This is a genomic window from Acidimicrobiales bacterium (assembly GCA_035536915.1).
In the GTDB taxonomy this organism is placed as follows: Bacteria; Actinomycetota; Acidimicrobiia; order Acidimicrobiales; family JAHWLA01; genus JAHWLA01.
This window is the reverse complement of the sequence record DATLNE010000001.1, coordinates 83267-108186: the sequence shown is the minus strand read 5'-3', so window position 1 is coordinate 108186 and position 24920 is coordinate 83267. Positions and strand designations below refer to the sequence as shown.

The 24920-nt window shown below is 71.1% G+C and carries 25 protein-coding genes; 22 read left to right on the top strand and 3 right to left on the bottom strand.

The features are described from left to right. Genes VM938_00590 through VM938_00575 form a run of 4 tightly spaced genes read left to right on the top strand, consistent with a single transcriptional unit; the run spans position 1 to position 6566 of the window. Positions 1–3354 carry an SIS domain-containing protein gene (locus VM938_00590; GenBank protein ID HVF73514.1) on the top strand — a complete coding sequence of 1118 codons (3354 nt, stop codon included), beginning with the start codon at positions 1–3 and terminating at the stop codon, positions 3352–3354. Continuing rightward, complete coding sequence (locus VM938_00585; protein HVF73513.1) at positions 3351–4646, top strand: NAD(P)H-hydrate dehydratase; 1296 nt, start codon at positions 3351–3353, stop codon at positions 4644–4646. The genes VM938_00590 and VM938_00585 overlap by 4 nt, the downstream gene beginning before the upstream one ends. Then, positions 4639–5751: an alanine racemase gene (gene alr, locus VM938_00580; GenBank protein HVF73512.1), complete on the top strand. Its 1113-nt coding sequence runs from the start codon at positions 4639–4641 to the stop codon at positions 5749–5751. The genes VM938_00585 and alr overlap by 8 nt, the downstream gene beginning before the upstream one ends. Next, the gene (locus VM938_00575) at positions 5748–6566 is read left to right on the top strand and encodes a P1 family peptidase (protein ID HVF73511.1); all 819 of its coding nucleotides are present in this window, start codon (positions 5748–5750) and stop codon (positions 6564–6566) included. The genes alr and VM938_00575 overlap by 4 nt, the downstream gene beginning before the upstream one ends. On the opposite strand, the gene VM938_00570 is transcribed toward VM938_00575, so the two are convergent. Then, positions 6547–8061 (bottom strand): FAD-dependent oxidoreductase, encoded by a 1515-nt coding sequence (locus VM938_00570; protein HVF73510.1) that lies wholly within the window; start codon positions 8059–8061, stop codon positions 6547–6549. The two genes, VM938_00575 and VM938_00570, sit on opposite strands and share 20 nt — an antisense overlap. Further along, positions 8049–8792: a PaaX family transcriptional regulator C-terminal domain-containing protein gene (locus VM938_00565; protein ID HVF73509.1), complete on the bottom strand. Its 744-nt coding sequence runs from the start codon at positions 8790–8792 to the stop codon at positions 8049–8051. The genes VM938_00570 and VM938_00565 overlap by 13 nt, the downstream gene beginning before the upstream one ends. 69 nt (positions 8793–8861) lie before the next feature. Here VM938_00565 and VM938_00560 point away from each other — a divergent pair, with 69 nt between their 5' ends. The 8 genes from VM938_00560 to VM938_00525 all read left to right on the top strand — a co-directional run bounded on the left by VM938_00560 (position 8862) and on the right by VM938_00525 (position 14152). Beyond that, entirely contained in the window at positions 8862–9806 is a 945-nt protein-coding gene (locus VM938_00560) for a fatty acid desaturase (protein ID HVF73508.1), read from the top strand. 27 nt (positions 9807–9833) lie between these two features. Further along, on the top strand, positions 9834–10391 hold the full coding sequence (locus VM938_00555) for a uracil-DNA glycosylase (GenBank protein HVF73507.1): 558 nt from the start codon (positions 9834–9836) through the stop codon (positions 10389–10391). After that, positions 10388–10876 (top strand): tRNA (adenosine(37)-N6)-threonylcarbamoyltransferase complex ATPase subunit type 1 TsaE, encoded by a 489-nt coding sequence (tsaE, locus tag VM938_00550; protein ID HVF73506.1) that lies wholly within the window; start codon positions 10388–10390, stop codon positions 10874–10876. Before VM938_00555 ends, tsaE begins: the two co-directional genes overlap by 4 nt. Continuing rightward, positions 10861–11559, top strand: a complete 699-nt coding sequence (gene tsaB / locus VM938_00545) for a tRNA (adenosine(37)-N6)-threonylcarbamoyltransferase complex dimerization subunit type 1 TsaB (protein ID HVF73505.1) — start codon at positions 10861–10863, stop codon at positions 11557–11559. The genes tsaE and tsaB overlap by 16 nt, the downstream gene beginning before the upstream one ends. 1 nt (position 11560) lies before the next feature. Then, positions 11561–12139, top strand: a complete 579-nt coding sequence (rimI, locus tag VM938_00540; GenBank protein HVF73504.1) for a ribosomal protein S18-alanine N-acetyltransferase — start codon at positions 11561–11563, stop codon at positions 12137–12139. Positions 12140–12158: 19 nt separating this feature from the next. Next, positions 12159–13190 (top strand): tRNA (adenosine(37)-N6)-threonylcarbamoyltransferase complex transferase subunit TsaD, encoded by a 1032-nt coding sequence (tsaD, locus tag VM938_00535; protein ID HVF73503.1) that lies wholly within the window; start codon positions 12159–12161, stop codon positions 13188–13190. A 78-nt stretch (positions 13191–13268) separates the two neighbouring features. Further along, entirely contained in the window at positions 13269–13445 is a 177-nt protein-coding gene (locus tag VM938_00530) for a hypothetical protein (GenBank protein ID HVF73502.1), read from the top strand. 110 nt (positions 13446–13555) lie between these two features. Next, complete coding sequence (locus VM938_00525) at positions 13556–14152, top strand: CoA pyrophosphatase (protein HVF73501.1); 597 nt, start codon at positions 13556–13558, stop codon at positions 14150–14152. On the opposite strand, the gene VM938_00520 is transcribed toward VM938_00525, so the two are convergent. Beyond that, the gene (locus VM938_00520; GenBank protein HVF73500.1) at positions 14115–14804 is read right to left on the bottom strand and encodes a DUF554 domain-containing protein; all 690 of its coding nucleotides are present in this window, start codon (positions 14802–14804) and stop codon (positions 14115–14117) included. The genes VM938_00525 and VM938_00520 overlap by 38 nt on opposite strands. 93 nt (positions 14805–14897) lie before the next feature. On the opposite strand from VM938_00520, the gene VM938_00515 reads away from it, so the two are divergent. The 10 genes from VM938_00515 to VM938_00470 all read left to right on the top strand — a co-directional run bounded on the left by VM938_00515 (position 14898) and on the right by VM938_00470 (position 24873). Then, entirely contained in the window at positions 14898–15359 is a 462-nt protein-coding gene (locus VM938_00515) for a hypothetical protein (GenBank protein HVF73499.1), read from the top strand. A 3-nt stretch (positions 15360–15362) separates the two neighbouring features. After that, the gene (locus VM938_00510) at positions 15363–15794 is read left to right on the top strand and encodes a hypothetical protein (GenBank protein ID HVF73498.1); all 432 of its coding nucleotides are present in this window, start codon (positions 15363–15365) and stop codon (positions 15792–15794) included. Positions 15795–15896: 102 nt separating this feature from the next. Beyond that, the gene (locus tag VM938_00505) at positions 15897–16733 is read left to right on the top strand and encodes a thioesterase family protein (protein ID HVF73497.1); all 837 of its coding nucleotides are present in this window, start codon (positions 15897–15899) and stop codon (positions 16731–16733) included. 69 nt (positions 16734–16802) lie between these two features. Continuing rightward, positions 16803–17327 (top strand): hypothetical protein, encoded by a 525-nt coding sequence (locus VM938_00500; protein ID HVF73496.1) that lies wholly within the window; start codon positions 16803–16805, stop codon positions 17325–17327. A 76-nt stretch (positions 17328–17403) separates the two neighbouring features. Then, positions 17404–18567, top strand: coding sequence for a GuaB3 family IMP dehydrogenase-related protein (locus VM938_00495; GenBank protein HVF73495.1), 1164 nt, complete (start codon positions 17404–17406; stop codon positions 18565–18567). Beyond that, positions 18564–20117, top strand: coding sequence for a glutamine-hydrolyzing GMP synthase (gene guaA, locus VM938_00490; protein HVF73494.1), 1554 nt, complete (start codon positions 18564–18566; stop codon positions 20115–20117). The genes VM938_00495 and guaA overlap by 4 nt, the downstream gene beginning before the upstream one ends. Positions 20118–20128: 11 nt before the next feature. Further along, positions 20129–21115 (top strand): cell division protein ZapE, encoded by a 987-nt coding sequence (gene zapE, locus VM938_00485; GenBank protein ID HVF73493.1) that lies wholly within the window; start codon positions 20129–20131, stop codon positions 21113–21115. After that, complete coding sequence (locus VM938_00480; GenBank protein ID HVF73492.1) at positions 21112–21978, top strand: sucrase ferredoxin; 867 nt, start codon at positions 21112–21114, stop codon at positions 21976–21978. Before zapE ends, VM938_00480 begins: the two co-directional genes overlap by 4 nt. A 12-nt stretch (positions 21979–21990) precedes the next feature. After that, complete coding sequence (gene pcrA / locus VM938_00475) at positions 21991–24180, top strand: DNA helicase PcrA (GenBank protein HVF73491.1); 2190 nt, start codon at positions 21991–21993, stop codon at positions 24178–24180. Positions 24181–24186: 6 nt separating this feature from the next. Continuing rightward, positions 24187–24873: an MgtC/SapB family protein gene (locus tag VM938_00470; GenBank protein ID HVF73490.1), complete on the top strand. Its 687-nt coding sequence runs from the start codon at positions 24187–24189 to the stop codon at positions 24871–24873. The last annotated feature ends 47 nt before the right edge of the window (positions 24874–24920 follow it).

The window sequence follows — 24920 nt, the reverse complement described above, 5'->3', positions numbered from 1 at the left end:
ATGTGCGGGATCATCGCCGTCGTCCGTCGGCCCTCCCAACGGACCCCCGCCACTGCGGCCGAGGTGCTGGCCGGGCTCGACATCACCGTGGCCGACGATGTCGCAGCGCTGACGGCGGCGGCTGAAGCGGTCGAGGCGGTCGACGCCGCCTTGCGGGGCACGCCGGGCGTGCGCACGTTGCTCGACACGCCGGGCCTGGCCGCCCAGGTCGACGAGCGGGCGGTGGCCGTCGAAGCGGCTTTGTCCGAGGCCGAACGGGGGCTCGACGAGCGGGCGGCGTCGTTGTCGGACAGCGAACTGGAAGCCCGCAACGCCGCCATCGTGCGCCTCAAGGACGCCGTGTGGGCCGTGCGCCGCGACCGTCTGCGGGCGGCGGCGGCCATCGCCGAACTGGCGGGCGCCGACACGGGGCGGGCGGCGGTCGACGCCTTCTGGTCGATCCAGACGGCGCTGTCGTCGCTCGACCGGCTCGAGGTGCGGGGGCGCGACTCGGCCGGGCTCCACGTCCTCGTGCGCGACCACGGGCTCGACCTGTCGTCGCCCGAGGTGGCTGCCCTGCTCGACGGTCGGGTCGAGGACCGGCTGTTCACCTCCATGGCCGTGCGCACCCCCGACGGCAACCTCGCCTTCGTCTACAAGGCGGCGGCCGAGATCGGCGAACTGGGCGACAACAGCCGGGTGCTGCGCGACGCCGTGCAGGGCGACCGCCTGTTGCACCGGGCCTTGGAGGCCGACGGCGCCGAGGCTGTGGTGGTCTGCCACACCCGCTGGGCCTCGGTGGGCATCATCTCCCAGCCCAACGCCCACCCGGTGAACCAGGAGGAAGAGGGGCTCGACGGCCCGTACGTGGTCGCCGCCCTCAACGGCGACGTCGACAACTACGCCGAGCTCAAGGCCACCGAAGGCCTCCAAGTGCCGCCCGAGGTCACCACCGACGCCAAGGTCATCCCCGCCCTGGTGTCGCGCCGGCTGCACGAAGGTGCCGACTTGGTCGAGGCGTTCCGGGCCACCGTTTCGTCGTTCGAGGGCTCGGTGGCCATCGCCGCCCAAGCGGCCGCCGCGCCCGACCGGCTGCTTCTGGCCCTCAACGGCAGCGGCCAGGGGTTGTACGTCGGCTTGGCCGAAGACGCCTACGTGGTGGCGTCGGAGCCGTACGGCTTGGTGGAGGAGACCCCGCGGTACGTGCGCATGGACGGTGAGTCGACGCGGGGCCAGGTGGTGGTGCTGTCGACGGCGACGGCCGGGTCGCTCGAGGGCGTGCAGCGCTGGTCGTACGACGGCGGCGAACTGCCGGTGGACGACGACGACGTGCAGGTGGCCGAGATCACCACCCGCGACATCGACCGGGCCGGGTTCACCCACTACCTGCTCAAGGAGATCTCCGAGGCGCCGCAGTCGTTCCGCAAGACCTTGCGGGGGCGCATCGTCGACGACGAAGCGGGCCGGTTGTCGGTGCGGGTGGGCGACGAGACGCTGCCGCCGTCGGTGCGCGCACGGTTGCGCGACGGGGGCATCCGCCGGGTGCTGGTCATCGGGCAGGGCACCGCCGCGGTGGCGGGCCAGAGCGTGGCCGTGGCCATCGAGCGGGCCTTGCCGTTCCCCGTCGAGGCGCTGCCCGCCACCGAGCTGTCGGGGTTCCGCTTGGAGGACGACATGAGCGACGTGCTCGTGGTCGCCATCAGCCAGTCGGGCACGACCACCGACACCAACCGCACCGTCGACATGGTGCGAGGCCGCGGCGCCGCCGTCGTCGGCATCGTCAACCGCCGCAACAGCGACCTGGTGGAGAAGTCCGACGGCGTGCTCTACACGTCCGACGGGCGCGACGTGGAGATGAGCGTGGCGTCGACCAAGGCGTTCTACGCCCAGGTGGCGGCCGGCTTTGTGTTGGCCGAGGCGTTGGCCGCGGAAGTGGGCGTGACCGACGCCCGCGCTTCGGAGCTGTTGGCCGGGTTGCGGGCGCTGCCCGACGCCATGGACGAGGTGCTGCGCCGGCGCGACGACATCGCTGTCGCGGCGATCCGCCACGCGCCGTCGCGGCGCTACTGGGCGGTGGTGGGCAACGGCCCCAACCGCATCGCCGCCTCGGAAGTGCGGATCAAGCTCTCCGAGCTCTGTTACAAGTCGATCGCCTGCGACGTCACCGAGGACAAGAAGCACATCGACCTGTCGTCGGAACCGCTGATCTTCGTCTGTGCGGCGGGGCTGGTCGGCGCCAACGCCGACGACGTGGCCAAGGAAGTGGCCATCTACCGGGCGCACAAGGCGGCGCCCGTGGTGGTGGCCACCGACGGGGCCGACGTGTTCAGCGCCGCCGTGCACACGGTGTGGGTGCCCGAGGTCCACCCCGCGTTGGCGTTCGTGCTGTCGGCCATGGTCGGCCACCTGTTCGGCTACGAGGCGGCGCTGTCGATCGACGCGCAGGCGTTGCCGTTCCGCGAAGCGCGTGGTGCGGTGGAGTCGTTGGTGTCGTCGGGCCTGGAGGGCGACGCCTTGCTGTCGCGGCTGGCCTCGCTGGTCGAGCAACCGGCCGAGGCCTTCTTCGCCGGGCTCCGGGAGGGCGCCTACAACGGGCACCTGGAAGCGGCCACGGCGGTGCGGGTGGCGTCCCTGCTGCGCTACGCCATGGGGATGGTGCCGCTCGACGCCTACGAGGTGGAGTACGGCAAGGTGGGCACGCCGGGGGCCTTGTTCGACGACCTGGCCGACGCCTTGACGCGTGGCGTGGAGGAACTCACCCGCCCCGTCGACGCCATCAAGCACCAGGCCAAGACGGTGACCGTCGGCATCTCTCGGTCGGAAGAGGCGCTGTTCGCCACGCCGCTGGTGGCCCAGGCGCTGGCGGCGGGCGCGCCACGCGACCGCTTGTCGTACCGGGCGCTGCGGGTGCTGGCCACGCTCGACCCGGCGGTGGCCGAGGTCACCGGCTGGACCCGCTACCGCATCGAGGACGAAGCCACCGTGCACGTGGTCGACCAAGGCGGGGCGGCGCGGGGGCTGCCGTCGCGCACGGCGCAGAACCCGGCGCTGCGAGGCACCAAGCACCAGGCGGCGGTCGAACGCGAGGTCATCGTCACCCGGGGGCGCAGCGACGGACGCACGGTGGTGATCGTGCCGGAGACCAAGGACAACCAGGCCACCGGGCTCACCTTGCTGCACGTGCAGTTCCACGACCGGCTGTCGCCCGAGGCCGCCCGCGAGTTGCTGGCGGGCTACCGGGGCCGGTTCACCGCGCTGGTCGACGCCGTGACCGAGACCGAGCCCGCCTTCGAAGAGTCGCGGCTGGCCGACATCCCGGTGGTCGACCTGTTGCTGGAGCCCATCCAGCCCTTGGCCGACCGCTGGCGCGCGTGATCCCCGTCGTCACCCCGGAGGAGATGCGGCGCATCGACGAGGCCGCGCCCGAATCGACCGAGGTGCTCGTCGAACGAGCCGGTGCGGCCGTGGCCCGGGCCGTGGTGCGGCGGCTGGGCGGCACCTACGGGCGACGGGTGGTGGTGGTCGCGGGCAAGGGCAACAACGGCGCCGACGGCCGGTGTGCGGCCCGGCGCTTGTCGGCTCGTGGCGTGCGGTGCGTGGTGGTCGACCCCGATGTGTCGTCGGTGCCCGCGTGCGACCTGGTGGTCGACGCCGCCTACGGCACCGGGTTTCATGGCGAGTACAAGGCGCCGTTGGTGGGGGACGCGCCCGTGTTGGCCGTCGACATCCCGTCCGGTGTCGACGGGCTGACCGGGGAGGCGTCGCCGTTCGCCGTGCGGGCCGATTCGACGGTGACGTTCGCGGCGCTGAAGCCGGGCCTGCTGTTCACCGACCGGGCCGGCGTGGTCGAGGTGGTCGACATCGGGCTCGACGTGTCGGGGGCTCGCATCTCGGTGGTCGAGGACGACGACGTGGTGCTGCCCGCTCGCTCGCGCTCGACGCACAAGTGGGACACCGCCGTGCTGGTGGTGGCCGGGTCGCCCGGCATGATGGGCGCGCCGTTGCTGGTGGCCCGAGGCGCCATGCGGGCGGGCTCCGGCTACGTGCAATTGGCGGCGCCCGACGACGTGCCGCCGGGCAACGAGGCCGTGGTCGTCCCTCGGCCTGCGACCGGTTGGGCCTCGGCGTTGGATGTGGAGCGCTGTCGGGCCGTGGTGGTCGGGCCGGGGCTGGGGCGCGAGGCGGGCGACGAGGTGCGGCAGTTCGTGGCCGCCGTCGACAAGCCGATGGTGGTCGATGCCGACGGCTTGAACGCACTGGCCGGGGGCGCCGCCGAGGTGCTGTCGGGGCGGCGGGCGCCCACCGTGCTGACCCCGCACGACGGCGAGTTCGCTCGGCTGGCGGGCGACCAGGTGGGCGCCGACCGCATCGGCGAAGCGCGAGCGTTGGCGGTGGCTACGGGCGCTGTCGTGCTGCTCAAGGGGCCGACCACGGTGGTGGCGGCGCCGGACGGGCGGGTGCTCGTGTCGGTCACCGGTGGGCCGCAGCTGGCCACGGCGGGCACGGGCGACGTGCTGGCCGGGATGATCGGCGCCTTCCTGGCTCAGGGATTGCCTGCCCTGGAGGCGGCGGCGTTCGCCGCCCACGCCCACGGCGCGGCGTCGAGGCCGGGCATGGTGGCGGGCGACCTGCCCGAACTGGTGGGGGAGTGGTTGTCGGGTGGTTGAGGCCCGCACCCGCCCGGCGTGGGCGACCGTCGACCTGTCCGCCGTCCGCCACAACGTGGCGTGCCTGGTGGAACTGGTGGCGCCTGCGGCGGTGTGTGCGTCGGTGAAGGCCGATGCCTACGGGCACGGCGCCGTGCCGGTGGCCGAGGCGATCCTCAAAGCAGGCGCGCAGTGGCTGGCCGTGGCGCACGTCGACGAGGGGGTCGAGTTGCGCAAGGCGGGGATCGAGGCGCCGATCCTGTTGTTGTCGGAGCCTCCGCTGACGGCGGTCGACGAAGCGGTGGCGCGGCACCTGACGATGGCCGTCTATTCGCCGGCCGGAATCGAGGCGGTGGAGACCGCCGCCGTCATGCACGGGCGAGAGAGCGTGGCCGTCCACCTCAAGGTCGACACGGGCATGCACCGGGCGGGGGCGTCGGTCGACGATGCCCCGGCGTTGGCCCGCCGCATCGACGGGTCGCGGCACCTGCACCTCGAAGGCCTGATGACGCACTTCGCGGTGGCCGACGACCCCGACCGCGAGGCCGACACCAAGGCGCAGTTGGAACGGTTCGAGACCGTGCGCGATGCGCTGGCCGCCGACGGCATCGTGCCCGACGTGCTGCACACGGCGAACTCGGCAGGCGCCGTCGCTTTCGAGGCGGCGCGTTACGACATGGTGCGCTGCGGCATCGCCGTATACGGCTACGCCTCGATCGACGTGCGCCCCGCCATGTCGCTGAGCGCCGAAGTGGCGTTCGTGCGCGACGTCGAGGCGGGCGAGGGCGTGTCGTACGGGCTCCGTTACGTGTGCCCCGAGCGCACCCGCATCGCCGTGGTGCCGCTCGGTTACGCCGACGGCGTGCCCCGGCGCTTGTCGGCGGTCGGCGGCGAGGTGCTGGTCGGCGGGCGCCGGTGCCCGATCGCCGGGACCATCACCATGGACATGCTCATGGTCGACTGCGGACCCGACGCCGAGGTGGCCGTGGGCGACGAGGTCGTGCTGCTCGGCCGCCAAGGCGACGAGGTAATCACCGCGGAGGACTGGGCCGGCCGGCTCGACACCATCTCCTACGAGATCGTGTGCGGCATCGGCCCGCGGGTCCCTCGGCGGTACGTGGGGTGATCTCTGGCGTACGGGTCGGGCACTGGACCGACCCGGTGGCCCGGACCGGCTGCACGGTGGTGCTGCTCCCGGCGGGCACGGTCGCCTCCGGCGAGGTGCGGGGCGGCGCGCCGGGCACCCGCGAGTGGGCGTTGTTGGCGCCCGAGCGGCTGGTGTCGCGGGTCGACGCCGTGGTGCTGTCGGGCGGCTCCGCCTTCGGGCTGGCCGCCTGCGACGGCGTGGTGCGGTGGTGCGAGGAGCGGGGCATCGGGTTCCCCACGCCCGCCGGGCCGGTGCCGATCGTGGTGGGCGCCGTGCTGTTCGACCTCATGGTGGGCGACCCGACAGTGCGGCCCGACGCTGCCGCGGGTTACGCGGCGTGCGAGTCGGCGGCCGAGTCGTTCGACGTGGGACGGGTGGGTGCGGGCACCGGCGCCACCGTGGGCAAGTGGCGGGGCGGCGAGCCCAAGCCGGGCGGGCTGGGCGCCGCCGAGGAGTCGGACGGCGACCTGCGGGTGTCGGCGGTGATCGCCGTCAACGCCTGGGGCGACGTGCGCACCGGCGAGCCGGTGGCCCCGCCGCCGCAGCCTGCGGTGCCGTTCGGCAACACCACCATCGGCGTGGTCGCCACCAACGCCCGCCTCGACAAGACCCAGTGCCTGTTGGTGGCCCAGTCCGGCCACGACGGGTTCGCCCGGGCGTTGGAGCCTGCGCATGCCGTCAGCGACGGCGACGCGCTGGTGGCGGCGGCGACGGGCGAGGTCGACGCCCCGTTGGAGACGGTGCGCCTGCTGGCATCCCGCGCCGTGGAGCGCGCTATCCGTTCTGCGGTGTGACGGGGTCGAGGTCGGCCACCGACGGCCCTTCGATGATCCGGCCGTCGATCCCGTAGCGGGAGCCGTGGCACGGGCAGTCCCACGTGCGCTCGGCTGTGTTGAACGACACGATGCAGCCCAGGTGCTTGCACACCGACGACACCGCGTGCAGTTCGCCCGCATCGTCGCGGAAAGCGGCCACCCGTTCGCCGTCGAGGTCGACGATGCCGCCCTCGCCCGGCGCCAGTGTCTCGGCGTCCTCGGCCCGTAGTGCGGCCAGCCGGTCGGCCACCATGCGCTTGCCCGAGTTGGCGTTCTCCTTCCACAGCTCGCTCGACGTGATGGCTGATCCCTGTCGAGTGGCGTCGAAGGCGTCGGCCCACGGGTTCTCGCGCCCGGCGATGTGGTCGGTGAGCAGCAGCGCAGCAGCGGCGCCGTTCGTCATGCCCCACTTCTTGAACCCGGTGGCCACCAGGACGTTGGAGCCCGGCAGCAGCGGCCCCACGAACGGGGTGCCGTCGACGGGGACGTGGTCGTGTGCCGACCACCGGTGCACGATCGGCCGCCCGGGGAAGTGCTCGGCCGTCCAGTCCTCGAGCGCCCGGTAGTGCGCCCGGGTGTCGTCGGACTGGCCCACTTTGTGGCTTTCCCCGCCCACGATCAGGTAGCGGTCGCTCTCCGCCCCCCGCAATGAACGGGTGGGTGAATCGGCGCTCAGGTACATGCCGGTCGGCCCCTCGCCGTCGACCTCGATCGTCATGGCGTAGGAGCGGGTGGGGTGGCACTTGGCGAAGAACATGCCCCGGTCGAGGAACGGCAGGTGCGTGGCCACCACCACGTGCCGTGCCCGCACGGTGCCGCCCTCGGTGAGTACCGACGACTCGTCGCTCTCGGCATCGACGTCGCGCACTCGGCTCAACTCGTAGACGTGCTCGCCCAGGCCCTGGGCCAGCGCCAGGCAGAAGCGCCGGGGGTGGAACTGGGCCTGGTTGTCGAAGCGCACGGCGCCCAGCACCGGGTAGGGCAGTTCGGTCTCGGTGGTGAAGGTGGCAGGCAGCCCCAACCGGGTCGCCACCTCCGCTTCCTCCTGCACCGACGACAGTTGCTCGGGGTCGGTGGTGTAGGTGTAGGCCGCCCGGCGGCTGAAGTCGCAGGCGATGTCGCGCTCGGCCACCAGGCGGGCGATGAGCGCCAGCCCGGCTTGGTTGGCCTCGCCGTAGGCGCGGGCCACGTCCTCGCTGCGGTTCGACGCCAGCCCTGCGTAGACGAGCCCGTGCTGGGAGGTGACCTTGGCCGTGGTGTAGGCCGTCACGCCCGAACAGATGCGCCCCGCCTCCACCACGGCGACGCTCGCACCGGCCTCCTTGAGCACGGTCGCCGTCAGCAGCCCGGCGATGCCCGCACCGATGACGGCGACGTCTACGTCGACCGTCCCGGCCAGGCGGGGGAACTGCATGGACTCGTCGCGGGTGGTCTCCACCCACAGCGAGGGATTGGTCTCGTTCAGTGATCCCACGCGCCCTCCCTACCCATGAACGACCGCCACAGCCCCAGAAACTCGACATCGAAGGCTTCGTACTCCTCCCGCAGGCGTGCGCCGGGCCACGTGGAGGGCAGGAGCTCGGGCGGCAGCAGGGGGTCGGCGTTGAAATGGCGGAGGACAGCAGCCGACAGCACGAACCCAGGGGCCAGCGTCTCCACCGCTGCAGTGCGACGGGCCCGGCGACGCCACCGGGCCAGTTCTTTGCGCAGGGCGTTCGCAGTGCTCGCCCACTCGTCGAGGTCCCACAACCCGGCCGACAACTCGGCGGGGTCGGTATCGGGGCGCATCGTGGCCCACAGGCAGTCGTCGACCGGGGACTGTGTCATGCGGGCGATGCGCAGGTTGTCGGGGCGCACCCACACGCCTTCGCGGAGCTCGCTCATGCGCATGCGCCGCATGTGGCCCCGCAAGGCGCTGCGCTCACTGGCCGAGCGGCGGGTGGTCACCACCAACGCCGTCGTCCACTGGCCGAGCCATGGCACCAGCTGCGGGCGGCGCCCCGCCTCCTGCCGTTCCTGCCGCAGCAGCAGCCGGCCCGTCAGGGCGTAGCGGCCGTCAGGCTCCTGCACCAGCTCTTGCTTGGCGACCATTCGCGAGAGCGCCACCCGGATGGTCCCCTCGGGGATGCCGAACAGCTCCCCGGAGCGCACGAGCACGCCAACCGGCAACACAGGCGGGTGAGCGCCCAGCAGGGTGCTGCCGATGACGGAACGGGCGGTGAACGGCCTATTACGAAATTGCTGCGTCTGTAGAATTATCGTAAGATAGCGGGCGTGGCGACCACCATGCTGCCGCCGTCCCAGTTGCTCCCCGACGTGCTGCCTACCGAACGCCTGACGGCGACGGGCCGGCCGGTGCCGCCCATCCGCGAAGAACTGCGGCGCATCCCCAACGGTCGCAACGCCGTCACGGCGGTGGGCGTGTACATGCAGTCGTTCGGCGTGATCGCCGCGGCCGTGGCGGTCGGCACGTGGTGGGCGTACGTGGCCGCCTTCTTGCTCATGGGCCGAGCCCACTGCCTGTTCAACATCCTCGGGCACGAGGCCGCCCACCGGCTGCTGTTCACCAGGAAGGCGGTCAACGACCGGGTCGGGCGCTGGCTCCTGTCGTACCCCTCGTTCACGGCCTTCGACCTGTACCGCCGCGCCCACATGGCCCATCACAAAGACGAGATGGGGCCGGAAGAACCCGACCGCCAGCTCTACGCGAACTACCCCATTCCCTTCGACTCGTTCCGGCGCAAGCTCACCCGCGACGCCTTGTTCGTCTCGGGCACCAAGAACCTCAAGGCGCTGGGCCGAGCGCTGCTGCGGCCCAGCAGCCGCAAGCTCGCTGCTCAGATCCTCGCCGTGCAGGTGGCGATCCTCGGCGTGTTCACCGCATTCGGGCGGCCCGAGCTGTACCTCCTGTTGTGGCTGGCGCCGTGGATGACGGTGTGGAAGGTGCTCAACCGGCTTCGGGCCATCGCCGAGCACGGCGGCATGACCCGCTCGGGCGACCGGCGCCTGACCACCCACCACGTGCGCCAGAGCAGGCCGGCCCGGTTCTGGATGGTGCCGTACAACACCGGCTGGCACCTGGCCCACCACGTCGACTCGGGCATCCCCTTCCGCTTCCTGCCGAAGCTGCACCAGGAGCTGGTGGCCGCGGGCTGGATCGTGCCCGACCTGGAGTACCCCAGCTACCGGGCTCTGTGGCGGGCGCTGGCGGCGGGCTGACGGCCTGCCCGGCGGTACGATGCGGCGGTGCTCACCCTCCTGGAACTGGAGCGCGAAGCGAGCGGTTGCACCCGGTGCCCGTTGGCCGCGGGCCGCACCAACGTCGTGTTCGGCGTCGGTGACCCCGAGGCCGACCTGATGTTCGTCGGCGAGGGGCCGGGCCGCGACGAGGACCTCAAGGGCGAGCCGTTCGTGGGCCGCTCCGGCCAGTTCCTCGACAAGGTCATGCAGGAGGAGATGGGCATCAGCCGCGACCGGGGGGTCTACATCGCCAACGTGGTGAAGTGTCGCCCGCCGGGCAATCGTGACCCTGAGCCGCAGGAGATCGCCTCGTGCAGGCCGTACCTGGAGCAGCAGCTGGCGACCATCAAGCCCAAGGTGGTGGTGACGCTGGGCAACTTCGCCACCCGCCTGCTGCTCGACACGACTGAAGGCATCAGCAAGCTGCGGGGCCGCACCTACCGCTACGGCGACGCTGTGCTGGTGCCGACCTACCACCCCTCGGCGGCCCTGCGCAGCGGCGGCACCGGCGAGGTGGCGGCGGCCATGCGGGCCGACCTCGTGCGAGCCAAGGAGCACCTGTGAGCGGGTTGGTGACGATGACCAAGTCGGCCGACGACACCCGGGAGATGGCTTCGCAGGTGGCGACACTGGCCAAGCCGGGCGACGTGCTGTTGCTGGCGGGCGACCTCGGGGCAGGCAAGACCGCCTTCGCCCAAGGGTTCGGCCGCGCCCTCGGCGTCGACGAGCCGATCGTCAGCCCCACCTTCACACTGGTGCGCACATACCCGGGGCGCATGACGATGGTGCACGTCGACGTGTACCGCCTCGACCACCTGCAAGAGGTGGTCGACCTCGGCCTGGCGGAGTTGTTGGACGAAGGCGGCGTGGCCCTGATCGAGTGGGGCGACATGGCAGCCCCCGCATTGCCCCCCGACTTCCTCGAAGTGCGCATCGACTACGGCGAGGGCGACGACGAGCGCACCTTTGCCTATCGGGTGGTCGGCCCGTCGTGGGCGCCGCGCCAGCGGGCGCTGCAGACGGCGTTGTCGCGTTGGAGCGTGTCGTGATCATCCTGGGCATCGAGACGGCGACCAACCAGGTCGGCTGCGCCTTAGGCGGCTACGAAGGCGTGCTGGCTTCGTTCCATGCCACCCGGGGCCGCCGCCACGCCGAGACGCTGGCGCCCGCCATCGAGTTCGTGTGCAAGCAGGCCCGCATCGAGATGAAGGAGATCAGCGCGGTGGCCGTCGACGTCGGCCCCGGCTTGTTCACCGGCATGCGCGTCGGGGTGGCCACCGGCAAGGCCATGGCGCAGGCACTGCGGGTGCCGATGATCGGCCTGTCGAGCCTCGACCTGCTGGCCTTTCCCGTCCGCCACACCGGCCGTCTCATCGCGGCCGTGGTCGACGCCCGCAAGGGCGAGGTGTTCACCGCCTTGTACCGCCAGGTCCCCGGCGGGGTGCAGCGGCTGTCGCAGTACCGCGTGTGCACACCGCGGGAGCTGGCGTCGGAACTGATGGCCCGAGGCGAGGACTGCTTGGTGGTGGGCGACGGCGGCATTCGCTACCGCGACGCGCTGGAGACGGTGGGCGGCGTGGAGGTGGGCGACCTCGGTTTCGCCTACCCGTCGGCGGCCGCCCTGGTGGAACTGGCGCACCCCCGCGCCATCCGCGAGGAGTTCGTGCAGCCCTGGGAGTTGGAGCTGCTGTACCTGCGCAAGTCCGACGCCGAGATCAACTGGAGCGGCTGAGGTGGCAGTGCGCATCCCCGAGCCGGGCCCGCCGGAGCCCGTGCCCGACGGCGACCTGCAGGTGCAACTGGTGCCCATGCGGCGGCGCCACCTGCGCTCGGTGTTGCGCATCGAAGGACAGGTGTACCCGCGGCCGTGGTCGCTCAGCTTGTTCGTCAGCGAACTGGCGCTGCGCTCCACCCGGGCGTACTACGTCGCCCGCGTGGGCGGCATCGTCGTCGGCTATTGCGGCGTGATGCTGGCGGGCGACGACGCCCACATCACCACCATCGCCGTCGACCCCGCCTGGCACCGCCGCGGCATCGGCACCCGCCTGTTGCTCAACGCCGCCCGCGTCGCCGTCGGCCGCAGCGCCAAGCACCTGACGCTCGAGGTGCGGGTCACCAACGCACCGGCCCAAGCCCTGTACCGCGCCTTCGGCTTCCACCCGGCGGGCGTGCGCAAGGGCTACTACGTCGAGACCAACGAGGACGCCCTCGTCATGTGGGCGGAGGACATCGACTCGCCCGACTACGCCGACCGCCTCGCCGCGCTGGAAGCCGCCGTCCCTGGCACCACCGTCATCGAGGAATTGAAGTGACCGATACCCGGGAGACCCCATGAGGCCGCTTGACCCCACCCTGCCGACGCCGTTCCGCATCCTGGCCATCGAGACGTCGTGCGACGAGACGGCCGCCGCCGTGGTGGCCGACGGGCGCGACGTGCTGTCGTCGGTGGTGAGCTCGCAGGTCGACCTGCACGCCCGCTTCGGCGGTGTGGTGCCTGAACTGGCGTCGCGGGCACACGTCGACCTCATCACACCGGTGGTGGCCGAAGCCCTCGTGGAAGCGGGCCTCGACGGCTACGGCCTCCATGCCGTGGCCGCCACCGTCGGCCCCGGCCTCATCGGCTCGCTGCTGGTCGGCGTCAGCGCGGCCAAGGCGTTGGCCTTGGTGTGGGGCGTCCCCTTCATCGGCGTCAACCACCTGGAAGGCCACCTCTACGCGTCGTTCCTCGAAGAGCCCGACCTGGAGCCGCCGCTGGTCGTCCTGCTCGTGTCGGGCGCCCACACCATGCTCATCGCCATGGAGGGTCCAGGGCAGTACCGCCTCCTCGGGTCCACCATCGACGACGCCGCGGGCGAGGCCTACGACAAGGTGGCCCGCTTCCTCGGCCTCGGTTACCCGGGCGGGCCGGCAATCGACCGCCTGGCCATGGAGGGCGACCCGCACGCCATCGCCTTCCCCCGGGCCATGAAGGACGAGGGCTACGACTTCTCCTTCAGTGGGGTGAAGACGTCGGTCATCACCTACGTGCGCAAGCACCCTGACGTCTCGGCCGCCGACGTGGCCGCCTCCTTCCAAGAAGCCGTGGTCGACGTGCTCGTCACCAAGGCCCGCCGGGCGGCCAAGGAGATCGGCGCCGGCGGCATCTGCCTGGGCGGCGGCGTGGCCGCCAACTCGTTGTTGCGCGAGCGCCTGCTCGACGCCTGCATCGCCGACGGCTTGCGGGGCTTCCTGCCCACCCGGGCCATGTGCACCGACAACGCCGCCATGATCGGGGCGGCGGCGTGGTGGCGCTACCAGCAGGACGGCCCCACCCCGCTCGACGCAGGCGCCGATCCGGGGCTCCACCTACCCCTCGTGGGCTGACGGCGAGGGGTAGGTGGACCCGCCGCTCGGACCGCTCGGCAATCGTCATTGGCGGCCCCCTTGTCTAGAGTCCGCCGCATGTCGACGTTCGACGACCGGCCACCGCCCGATCCCGAGAAGCTCCTCGCCTACTGGATGGAGTGGGAGAAGGGCGAGACCCCGCCCGGCCGCGTCATCAGCAACCTGAAGCTCGGCGGGCTGCGGGAGATGCTCGAAGCGACGATCGAGGCGCGGCGCGAGATCGAGGGCGCCTGAGCGCCGGCGCGTCGGGGCCGCCGCAGCAGATCCCGCGGCCCCAAGGCGCGCGCCCTGGCGGCCCGCCGCCGTGGGCGGCGCTGGCGCCGGTTGAACGTTGCGGGTTCGGCGTGGAGCGGGTGCGCGCCGCGTTGCGCACAGTCGGTCCGTCGGAACCGACGGAGCAGTTGCCGTATCGGGCGGCGTCGGCCGCCGTGCTCATCCCGCTGTTCGAAGAGGACGGCGAGACCCGCGTCGTCCTCACCAGGCGGTCGCCCGCGTTGCGCTCGCACACGCATCAGGTCTCGTTTCCCGGCGGCCGCCTCGACGAGGACGAAGGCCCGTTGGCCGCCGCCTTGCGAGAGGCCAGTGAGGAGGTCGGGCTCGACCCCGCCGACGTGGAGATCCTGGGCCAGCTCACGCCGTTGGCCACCTTGTCGAAAGGCGCCCACATCACGCCGTTCGTCGGCGTGCTGGAAGGTCGCCCGGTGCTGCGCCCCAACCCGGCCGAGGTCGAGCACGCCTTCGACATCGCCTTGGTCGAACTGCTCGACGAAAGTGTCTACGGCGAAGAGCTGTGGGAGATGCCCGGGATGGGCGAGCGGCCCATGCACTTCTTCACGCTGCCCCACGACATCGTGTGGGGCGCCACGGCCCGCATCCTCTACGAGTTGCTGGAGTTGGTGGCGCTCACCGGGCGAACAGGGCCACGGCCAGCGGGGCGATGAGCAAGGCGGGGAGGAACGAGCCCACCCGCACCTTGCGCAGTTCCAACAGGCGCACGCCGATGCCGAGGATGACGATGCCGCCCGTCGCCGTCATCTCCGTGACCATGCGTTCGGTGAGCACGGCATCGGCCAGCCCGGCCAGCACGGTGACCGTGCCTTGCAGGATGCCGACACTGATGGCGCTGAAGGCCACGCCGATGCCCAGTGTCGAGGCGAACACGATCGACACGAACCCGTCGAGCGCGCTCTTGACGACGAGCTCCTGCGAGCCCCGCCCCAGCCCGTCGGAGATGGCGCCGAGGATGGCGAGCGGCCCGACGCAGAACACCAGGCTGGCAGAGACGAAGCCCTCCACGAACGTCGACTCTTCGTCGCGCTTGAGGCGTCGGCGGATGGCATCGCCCACACGCTCCAACCGGTCCTCGATGCGCAGTGCCTCGCCCGCCAGTGCACCGACGGCCAGGGACACGATGGGGAACACGATGTTCTCCGTGGCCAGCGCGTTCTGCATGCCGACAGCGAGGATGGACAGGCCGAGACCGTGCAGCACGGTTGTGCGCATGCGCTCGGGCACGCGGCGGCCCGCGACAAGGCCGACGAACGTGCCCGCCACAATGGCGGCCATGTTGACGACGGTGCCGAGGCCGCGCATGACGAGCGACGGTACCGGCCCGCGCCGCCCCTCCGAGAAGTTGCGTAGGAACCGCGCCGTTTTCCGGCGCGTTTCCTTCGCAACGTCGGGCTGATGGCCTTGGCCAAGGTGGTGACGGCGCCGGACGGCACCCGCTGGCGGGTGGGCCGCCGATGGCTGCCATGGCAGTTCCGGCGCCGCTCGCTCGATCTGGCCGACTGGCCGTGGTTGATGGACAGCCCCGTCGCCATGGCCGACGACGTGATCGGGTGCCTGGCGGGCGGGTTCCTCGCTCTGCTGGCGACCGTGCTCTTCTTCGTCGTGATCCTGCCGGTGGTCGTCGCCGCAGTGGAGGCTGCGTTGCTGGTCGTCGCCGTGGTGCTCGGCGTGGCCGCCCGGTTCGTCTTCCGGCGGCCGTGGATCGTGCAGGCGAGCCGGGTCGGCCACCCCGGCCGGGTGGCGTGGAAGGTGGTGGGATGGCGACGCAGCGGCGAGGTGGTCGACGTGATCGCCCGGCGCCTGCAATTGGGCCAACGCGACCTCGACATCGACCTGCCCGGCGTGAAGAGGGCCTAGCCGATGGCCAAGACGGTGCGGGCGCCCGACGGGGCACGGTGGCGCGTCGGCCGCCGCTGGCTGCCGTGGCGGTTTCGATGGCGGTCGGGCCGGGCCGAGGAGGCCCTTCACCTCGACGGAGGCGCCGAGGGGTGCCTCGACGCGGGCCTCGACGACCTCTTCGTCGGGATCTTCGTCGTCGCCTTCATCGGCTTGTTCTTCATCTTCGTCATGCCGGTGCTCATCGCCCTCATCGAGCTGACGTTGCTCGTGCTGCTCGTCGTCTCCGGCGTGGTGGTGCGCATCGCACTGCGCCGGCCCTGGTTGATCGACGCCACGCGGCTCGATGCCTACGGCACATACACACTGAAGGCGGTCGGCTGGCGCCGCAGTGGGCAAATGGTGGAAGCGGCCGCTCGCCGGCTCAGCCAGGGGCGCCCACCGATCGACGCATGACGATGCGGCTGGTGGGCTTAGCCTGGTGGGACGGCTCGAACCCACGGTCAGGGGCTCGATATTCGGCATGCGGATGATCGTGCCTCGTGCGATGCTCCGGCCATGGGGGATTCAGCGTTCGCCCGCCAGCTCGCCTTCGACGGGGGCCGCGTCGAGGTCGACGCCATGTGGAACTGCCCGATCGTGCCCCACGGCGGGCTCGTCACGGCGATCGCCGCCAAGGCCATGGCCGACGAGTTGGCCGACCCCGACCAACGACTGCGCAGCATCACCTCGGTCTTCGCCGGCGCGGTGCAGCCCGGCCCCGTCGACGTCGAGGTGACGGTGGTGCGCCGGGGGCGGTCGATCTCTCAGCTCTCGGCCACGTTGCGCAACCCGGGCTCCGACGCCGGCCTCACAGCCCTTGCCGTGTTCGGCGCGCACCGGCCGGGCTTCGAGTTCACCGACCTCGTGGCGCCCGACGCGCCCCCGCCCGACGAGTGCATGCGCTTCCGCGATGCCCCGGACGGGCCGTACCACTTCAACTTCTGGGACCACGTCGACGGGCGCCTGGCCGTGGGCCACGCCCGCAACACCGACTTTCCGCCGTCCGACAGCTCCGAACGGGTCTACTGGTACCGCTTCGACGAGCCCCCGTTCCTCGACGACGGCAACCTCGACCCCCTCGCCCTCGTGACCTTGGCCGACACCATGCCGGGCGCCGTCGCCCAGCGGGTGGGGTCCGACACGCCGGTGTGGCTGCCGCCTTCGGCCGACCTCACCGTGCACGTCTTCGCCGACACCACCAGCGACTGGGTGCTCACCCGCAACCACTGCCGTTGGGCGGGCGACGGCTACGCCTCGCTCGACATGGAGCTGTGGAGCCCCGACGGCCGCCTGTTGGCCTACGGCACGCAGGTGGCGTTCTTCGTCTTCCCCGACGGCCCGCCCTCGGTGTAAGCAACCGTTCCCGAGCACCGCGGCGATCGTCGGCTTATCATCGCAGGGGTCCTGAGCTGGGGGTGCGGCATGGGTATGCGTTTGCGGTTGCTGTTGGTGATCGTCGTGGCGTCGCTGGGCATGGCGGTCCCGCCTGCCGAGGCCGTGTCGGGGGGCACAATTGTCCTGTCCGGCCTCCACCACTTTCAGTGGCCGATCAACGCCGTCGGACCGCCGGTCTTGCCGACAACGCCGTTCGTGTACCAGGGCATGTGCGCGGAGGTGGTCGTCCATGCCTCCGGGTCCAAGCCGCCGACGGCCGTAGGCAACTGCACAGTGCAGTACGAGGGCCTGTACACGGGGCACTGCTTCGCAGGCTGGGGCATCGGTTACGGCGTCTACGTCGACTCGTTCGGCCAGCCGCACCCGATCGAGGTCACCTTTGTGGTGACAGGGCCGGTGTGGCGTTTCGCGTGGTCGGTCGACAAGCCCAGCACGGGTGAGACAGGGCACGCCACAGGCAACGGCGAGTGGCTGCCGGACCCGGTGGCGTGTGCGACGAGCGGCACGCAGACGGCGCGGGCGGCGGCGCACGTCACAGTGGCCCTGTACTGAACCGACGGTCCGTCTGGCATCCGCGCGGCCCGCAGTAGACTTGTCTTTTCGGGCGGCACGGAGAGGGAACAAACGAGTGGCTGAAGTCGAGATCGGCATCGGCAAGTCGGGGCGACAGGCGTACGGGTTCGACGACATCGCCATCGTCCCCAGTCGGAGGACGAGGGACCCCGAAGACGTCGACGTCTCCTGGGAGATCGACGCCTTCAAGTTCGACCTGCCGTTGATGGCCGCGGCCATGGACGGCGTGGTCAGCCCGTCCACCGCCATCGAGATCGGGCGCCTGGGGGGCGTCGGGGTGCTGAACCTCGAAGGCCTGTGGACCCGCTACGAGGACCCCGAGCCGCTGTTCGAGGAGATCAGCCAACTCGACAACGACAAGGCCACGGCCCGCATGCAGCAGATCTACGCGGAGCCCATCAAGCCCGAGCTGGTGACCCAGCGCATCCGCGAGGTCAAGGACGCAGGCGTCACCTCGTGCGCCTCGCTTACCCCGCAGCGGGTGGAGCTGTTCGCCAAGGCCATCCTGGAGGCCGAGCTCGACCTGTTCGTGATCCAGGGCACGGTCGTGTCCGCCGAGCACGTGAGCAAGACCGTCGAGCCGCTCAACCTCAAGAAGTTCATCCGTGAGTTCGAGATCCCGGTGATCGTGGGCGGCTGCGCCTCGTACCAGGCGGCCCTCCACCTCATGCGCACCGGCGCCGTCGGCGTGCTGGTGGGGGTCGGCCCCGGCAACGCCTGCACCACCCGCGGCGTGCTCGGCGTGGGCGTGCCCCAGGCCACCGCCATCGCCGATGCCGCGGGCGCCCGCATGCGCCACCTCGACGAGACCGGCGTGTACGTGCAGGTCATCGCCGACGGCGGCATGAGCCGCGGCGGCGACATCGCCAAGGCCATCGCCTGCGGCGCCGACGCCGTGATGATCGGCTCGCCGCTGACCTCGGCCCACGAGGCGCCCGGCCGCGGCTACCACTGGGGCATGGCCACCTTCCACCCCACGCTGCCTCGCGGCGCCCGGGTGCGCACCGAGATCCGGGGCTCCCTCAAGGAGATCATCATCGGGCCGGCCCATGAGAACGACGGCCGCCTCAACCTCTTCGGCGCCCTCAAGACGTCGATGGCCACGTGCGGCTACGAGACGGTCAAGGAGTTCCAGAAGGCGGAGGTCATGATCGCCCCCGCGCTGCAGACCGAGGGCAAGGCGCTCCAGCGGTCGCAGATGGTCGGCATGGGGCATTGAGCCCCGCCGACCAAGCCCCGTTCGACACCGTCCTCGTCGTCGACTTCGGCGCGCAGTACGCACAGCTCATCGCCCGGCGGGTGCGCGAGGCCCACGTCTACAGCGAGATCGTCCCCCACGACATGCCCGTGGCGGAGATGCTGGCCAAGGACCCCAAGGCCATCATCTTCAGCGGTGGCCCCAAGTCGGTCCACGTGGAGGGCGCGCCCACCATCGACCCTGCGGTCTACGACGGCGGGGCCGCGGTGTTGGGCATCTGTTACGGCGCCCAGTTGCTGGCCCAGCAGTTGGGCGGCGAGGTGGCCCGCACCGGTCGCGGCGAGTACGGCCGCACGCCGTTGTCGGTGCTCGGCGCCGAGTCGCGCTTGTTCAACGACCTGCCGCTGGAGCAGGACGTGTGGATGAGCCACTTCGACTCGATCGTCGCCGCCCCCGAGGGCTTCCGGGTCACCGCCTCCACCCCCGAGGCTCCGGTCGCCGCGCTGGAGGACCCCGTCCGGCGCATCTACGGCGTGCAGTTCCACCCTGAGGTGGGCCACACGGCGCGAGGCCAAGAGGTGCTCAAGCACTTCCTCTACGACGTGGCGGGCTGCCGGCCGACGTGGACGATGACCTCGGTCATCGAGCAGTCGGTGGCCGCCATCCGCGCCCAGGTGGGCGACGAGAAGGTCATCTGCGGGCTGTCGGGCGGGGTCGACTCGGCCGTCGCCGCAGCCATCGTGCACAAGGCCATCGGCGACCAGCTCACGTGCGTCTACGTCGACACCGGCCTCATGCGGGCGGGGGAGTCGGAGCAGGTGGAGGAGACCTTCCGCCGCCAGTTTCACGTCGACCTCGTGCACGTGAAGGCGGCCGACCGCTTCCTCGAAGCGCTCGACGACATCCAGGACCCGGAACGCAAGCGCAAGATCATCGGCGAGACGTTCATCCGGGTGTTCGAGGAAGTGGCCCGCGACCACTCCGACGCCCGCTTCCTGGTGCAGGGCACCCTGTACCCCGACATCATCGAGTCGGGCACCAAGGACGCGGCCAAGATCAAGTCGCACCACAACGTGGGCGGCCTGCCCGACGACATGGACTTCGAGCTCGTCGAGCCCCTGCGCAACCTGTTCAAGGACGAGGTGCGCACGGTGGGCGAGGAGCTGGGCCTGCCCGAGGAGATCGTGTGGCGCCAGCCGTTCCCCGGCCCCGGCTTGGCCGTACGCATCGTGGGCACGGTCACCCCCGAGCGGGTGGCCATCCTGCAGGCGGCCGACGCCATCGTGACCGAGGAGATCAAGCGGGCCGGGCTGTACCGGGAGCTGTGGCAGAGCTTCGCCGTGCTGCCCGCGGTGCGCACCGTCGGCGTGATGGGCGACGAACGCACCTACGCCTACCCCATCGTGATCCGGGCGGTTACGTCCGACGACGCCATGACCGCCGACTGGGCCCGGCTGCCCTACGACGTGCTCGAGCGGCTCAGCAGCCGGATCATCAACGAGGTGCCCGGCGTGAACCGAGTGGCGCTCGACATCACGTCGAAGCCCCCCGGCACCATCGAGTGGGAGTAACGCCAGAACGGTTGGTCGACCGCAGGCCGGCGCTGACGGCGGCCGACTTGGTGGCCCGGTTCCACCCACCCAAGCGCTTCGCCGGCGTGCGCTTCGAGACCTACGTGCCCAACCCGGCCCACCCGTCGCAGGCCGCGGCCAGGGCCGAGTTGGAACGGTTCGCTGCCCCGCCCGAGCCGACCAAGCGTTGGTTCCGCAAGCAGCCCGACCAGGGCAAGCCGGGGCGCTACCTCGACGGCGGGTTCGGCGTGGGCAAGACCCACCTGCTGGCCTCGTTGTGGCACGTCTCGCCCGGGCCCAAGGCGTACCTCACCTTCGGCGAACTGACGTCGGTCATCGGCTTTCTGGGCATGGACAAGGCCGTGGAGACCTTTGCCGGTCACAAGCTGCTGTGCATCGACGAGTTCGAGCTCGACGACGTGGCCAACACGTTGATGACCGTCACCTTCCTGCGCTCGGTCGTGCCCACCGGCACCCGGGTGGCGACCACCTCGAACTCGCTGCCCGACCGGCTGGGCGAGGGCCGCTTCCACGCCGCCGACTTCGCCCGGGAGATCGCGGCCATCGCCTCGTGGTTCGACGTCCTGCGCATCGACGGCCCCGACTACCGGGCTTCGGCCCGCACCGAAGCCGAGCCTCTCGACGACGCCGACCTCGACCGCCTCGACGTCGACGGCGCCGTCAGTGAGGACGACTTCGACTCGTTGCTTGGCCACCTGCGCCAGGTCCACCCCGTGCAGTTCGGCGCCCTGCTCGACGGCCTCGACGCCGTGGTCATCCGGGGCCTGCACCCCATCGCCAACCAGGGCGACGCCCTCCTGTTCGTGGCCTTGGTCGACGAGCTTTACGACGCCGAGATCACCGTGGCGGCGTCGGGCTGCGCCGTACACGACCTGTTCCCCCCGTCGTACCGCAACGGCGGGTACCGCAAGAAGTACGGCCGCTGCGAGAGCCGCCTCGCCGCCCTGCTGGCCGACGCCGCCGCCCGGGTGGCATGACCTCGACGTTCCGCTGCTCCGCCGCCGCCCGGGAGGATGGGCTCGACCTCGTCGGCACCGCGGGCTCCTACACCGACTTCCTCCTGGTCGAGCACCCGTTGCCGTGGCCCCGCGATGCCAAGGAGGTCGTCAAGGTGCGGGCGCCCAAGGGCCGTGACGTCCGGCTGCAACTGGTGGTCGCACCCGACGGCGACATGGCGCCCCTGCGCCGGGTCGTCCATTGGTCGCGCGTCCCGGCACAGCCCTTCGGCGGCTTCCGGCGCAGCGAAGTGGCCGTCGACCCCGACGACGTGCGGGCGGCGTGCGACGAGTTGCTGGCGGGCACCGTTCCTCCGGCAGCGGTCCCGGTGCGCGACGTGCTCGTCTGCACCCACGGCAACCGCGACCGGTGCTGCGGCCGCCTTGGCATACTCCTCCTCGACGCGCTGGGCGACGTGCCCCCCGACGTGCGGCTGTGGCGCACCAGCCACACCGGCGGCCACCGCTTCGCACCGACGGGCGTGACCTTCCCCGACGGCGTGTTCTGGGGCTACCTCGACGACGGCGGCCTCGACCGCGTGCTCCGTCGGGAGGGCGACGTGAGCCGCAACTTCCGGGGCTGCAGTGGCCTCGACTCGCCCGCCGCCCAAGCCGTCGACCGGGAGGCATTCGCTCGCTTCGGGTGGGACTGGCTGGGCACGCCCCGCACCGCGGTCACGACAGGCGACCACGTGGAACTGCGCAGCGAGGCCCGCATCATCTGGGCCTCGACGGAGGTGGCCCGCCGGGTACCGGTCCTCGACTGCGGCGTGGAGCCGACCGGGGACGAGAAACGCCAGCCAGAGCTTCGCGTGTCCCGCTTCGTTGTCTCATCCCCCCGGTAGCCTGGGGCATCCATGCTTGACGCCCCCGCAGACGACCTTCTCGACGGCCTGAACCCGGTCCAGCGCGAGGCCGTCCTCCACGAAAGCGGCCCCCTGCTCATCGTGGCCGGGGCCGGCTCGGGCAAGACCCGAGTCCTCACCCACCGCATCGCGCACCTCGTGCGCGAAGGCGTGTCGCCCTTCGAGATCCTGGCCATCACCTTCACCAACAAGGCGGCCGACGAGATGAAGCAGCGGGTGGCCCGCCTCGTCGGCCCCGTCGCCCAGAAGATGTGGGTGGCCACCTTCCACTCCGCCTGCGTGCGCATCCTGCGGCGCGACGCCAAGCTGCTCGGCTACCCGTCCAGCTTCACCATCTACGACCAGGCCGACGCCGTCCGCCTGGTGTCGTACGTGCTGCGCGACCTCAACCTCGACGCCAAGAAGATGCCGCCGCGCACCGTGCAGAACACCATCAGCACGGCCAAGAACGAGCTCATCGATTTCGAGACGTTCCGCACCAACGCCCGCACCGTGTTCGACCGCCGCATCGCCGACGTCTACGCCGAGTACCAGCGCCGGCTGTTGGCCGCGGGCGCCATGGACTTCGACGACCTGCTCATGGTCACCGTCAACCTGCTCCAGGCCCGGCCCGAGGTGCTGGCCCACTACCAGGAGCGGTTCAAGCACCTCATGGTCGACGAGTACCAGGACACCAACCGGGCCCAGAACGAGCTCGTCCTCCTGCTGGGCAAGGCCCATCGCAACGTGTGCGTGGTGGGCGACTCCGACCAGAGCGTGTACCGCTTTCGAGGCGCCGACATCCGCAACATCTTGGAGTTCGAGGACGCCTACCCCGACGCCAGGACCATCGTCTTGGAGCAGAACTACCGCTCCACCCAGACCATCCTCGACGCCGCCAATGCGGTCATCGCCAACAACGCCATGCGCAAGCCCAAGGCGCTGTGGACCGAGCAGGTGGCGGGCGAGCTCATCACCCGCTACCACGCCGAGGACGAGCACGACGAAGCGGCGTGGGTGGTGCACGAGATGGCCCGCCTGCACGACTCCGGCCGCCTGCGCTGGGGCGACATGGCGATCTTCTACCGCACCAACGCCATGAGCCGGGTCTTCGAGGAACAGCTCGTGCGCATCGGCGTGCCCTACAAGGTGGTGGGCGGCACCAAGTTCTACGACCGGCGCGAGGTCAAGGACGTGCTCGCCTACCTGCGGGCCATCGCCAACCCGGCCGATGAGGTGTCGCTCAAACGGATCGTCAACGTGCCCAAGCGCGGCGTGGGCGACACCAGCATCGGCCGCCTCGATGCGTGGGCGGCGAGCCACGGCGTGCCCTTCGCCACCGCCATGGCCAGCGCCGAGCAGGCAGGCGTGACGGGCAAGGCGCTGGGCGGCATCAAGGACCTGCTCGGCCTGCTCGACGAGTTGCGCACCGGCGAGCGGCAAGGGCCTGCCGACCTGCTGGAAGCGGTACTGAGCCGCACCGGCTACGCCGCCGAGCTGGAGGCCGAGCGCACGGTCGAAGCGGCGGGCCGGCTGGAGAACCTGGCCGAGGTCGTGGGCCACGCCCGGGAGTACGAGGAGCTCGACCAGTTCCTCGAAGCGGTCAGCCTGGTGGCCGACTCCGACGAGATCGACGACGACGAGTCGAAGGCCGTGCTCATGACCCTGCACACGGCCAAGGGGTTGGAGTACCCGGTGGTGTTCATGGTCGGCCTGGAGGACGGCATCTTTCCCCACCTGCGGTCGCTGGGGGAGCCCGACGAGCTGGAGGAGGAGCGCCGCCTCTGTTACGTGGGCATCACCCGGGCACGCGAGCGGCTGTACCTCACCCATGCGTGGTGCCGCACCCTGTGGGGGTCGACGCAGTACAACCCGCCCAGCCGGTTCCTCAAGGAGATCCCCGAAGACCTCACCGGGGTGGCCGAAGGCGGCCGCTCGCGCCTGCGGTCGAGCGACCCCGGCCAGCACCGCCGTGACGTGGTCGACGCGGCTATCCGGGGGCGCAGCGCCTCGCCCGTTCGCACCACCGGAGCCGAGGACATCGGACTGCGGGCGGGCGACGACGTGGTGCACAGCAAGTGGGGCGAGGGCGTGATCTTGGAGGTCGTCGGCAGCGGCGACAAGGCCGAAGCGGTGGTGCGGTTCCCGGCGGTGGGCGAGAAGCACCTGCTGCTGGCGTGGGCCCCGCTGAAGAAGGTCTGACGAGCCATGCCGCACCCGGGTGACTGGGAGATCGTCGGGCGGCTGGTGCTGGCCATGCTGCTGGGCGGGCTCATCGGCATGGAGCGGGAGCTCAACGACCACCCCGCGGGCCTGCGCACCCACATGAGCGTGGCCTTGGGCGCCGCCCTGTTCACCATCGCCGGGTCGTACGGCTTCGAGCCCTTCGTCGACGCTCGCAACAACACCAACGTCAACATCGGCGTGGAGCGGGTGGCGTCCAACATCGTCACCGGCGTGGGCTTCCTGGGCGGTGGCGCCATCCTCAAGTACGGCGCCACCGTGAAGGGGCTGACTACGGCGGCGAGCCTGTGGGTCACCGCCGCCATCGGCATGGCCGCAGGCGTGGGGGCCTACCTGTCGACGATCGTCACCACCGTGGCCCTGCTGGTGGCCCTGGTGGGCTTCCGGGCGCCGCGATCGTGGCTGGTGCGCCGCTATGCCAAGAGCCGCGAGACCGTCGTCATCCGGGTGGCGCCAGGCCACGAGTCCTCCGCGGTGGTGGCCGCCCTCAACGAGATGGAAGACATCGGCATCCGCTCCCTCAGCGTCAAAGAGCAAGAGGGCGGTTGGCTTGTCACGGCCGACGTCACCGGCAGCTCAGGCCAAGAGCTCGAGGCCCTGCTGGCGCCCCTCGCCGACCGCGAAGAGGTCGAAAGCCTCGACGTCTCCTGACGTTGCGAGGGGGTGGTCGATTATTGGCATTGTCCGCCTAAACTGTG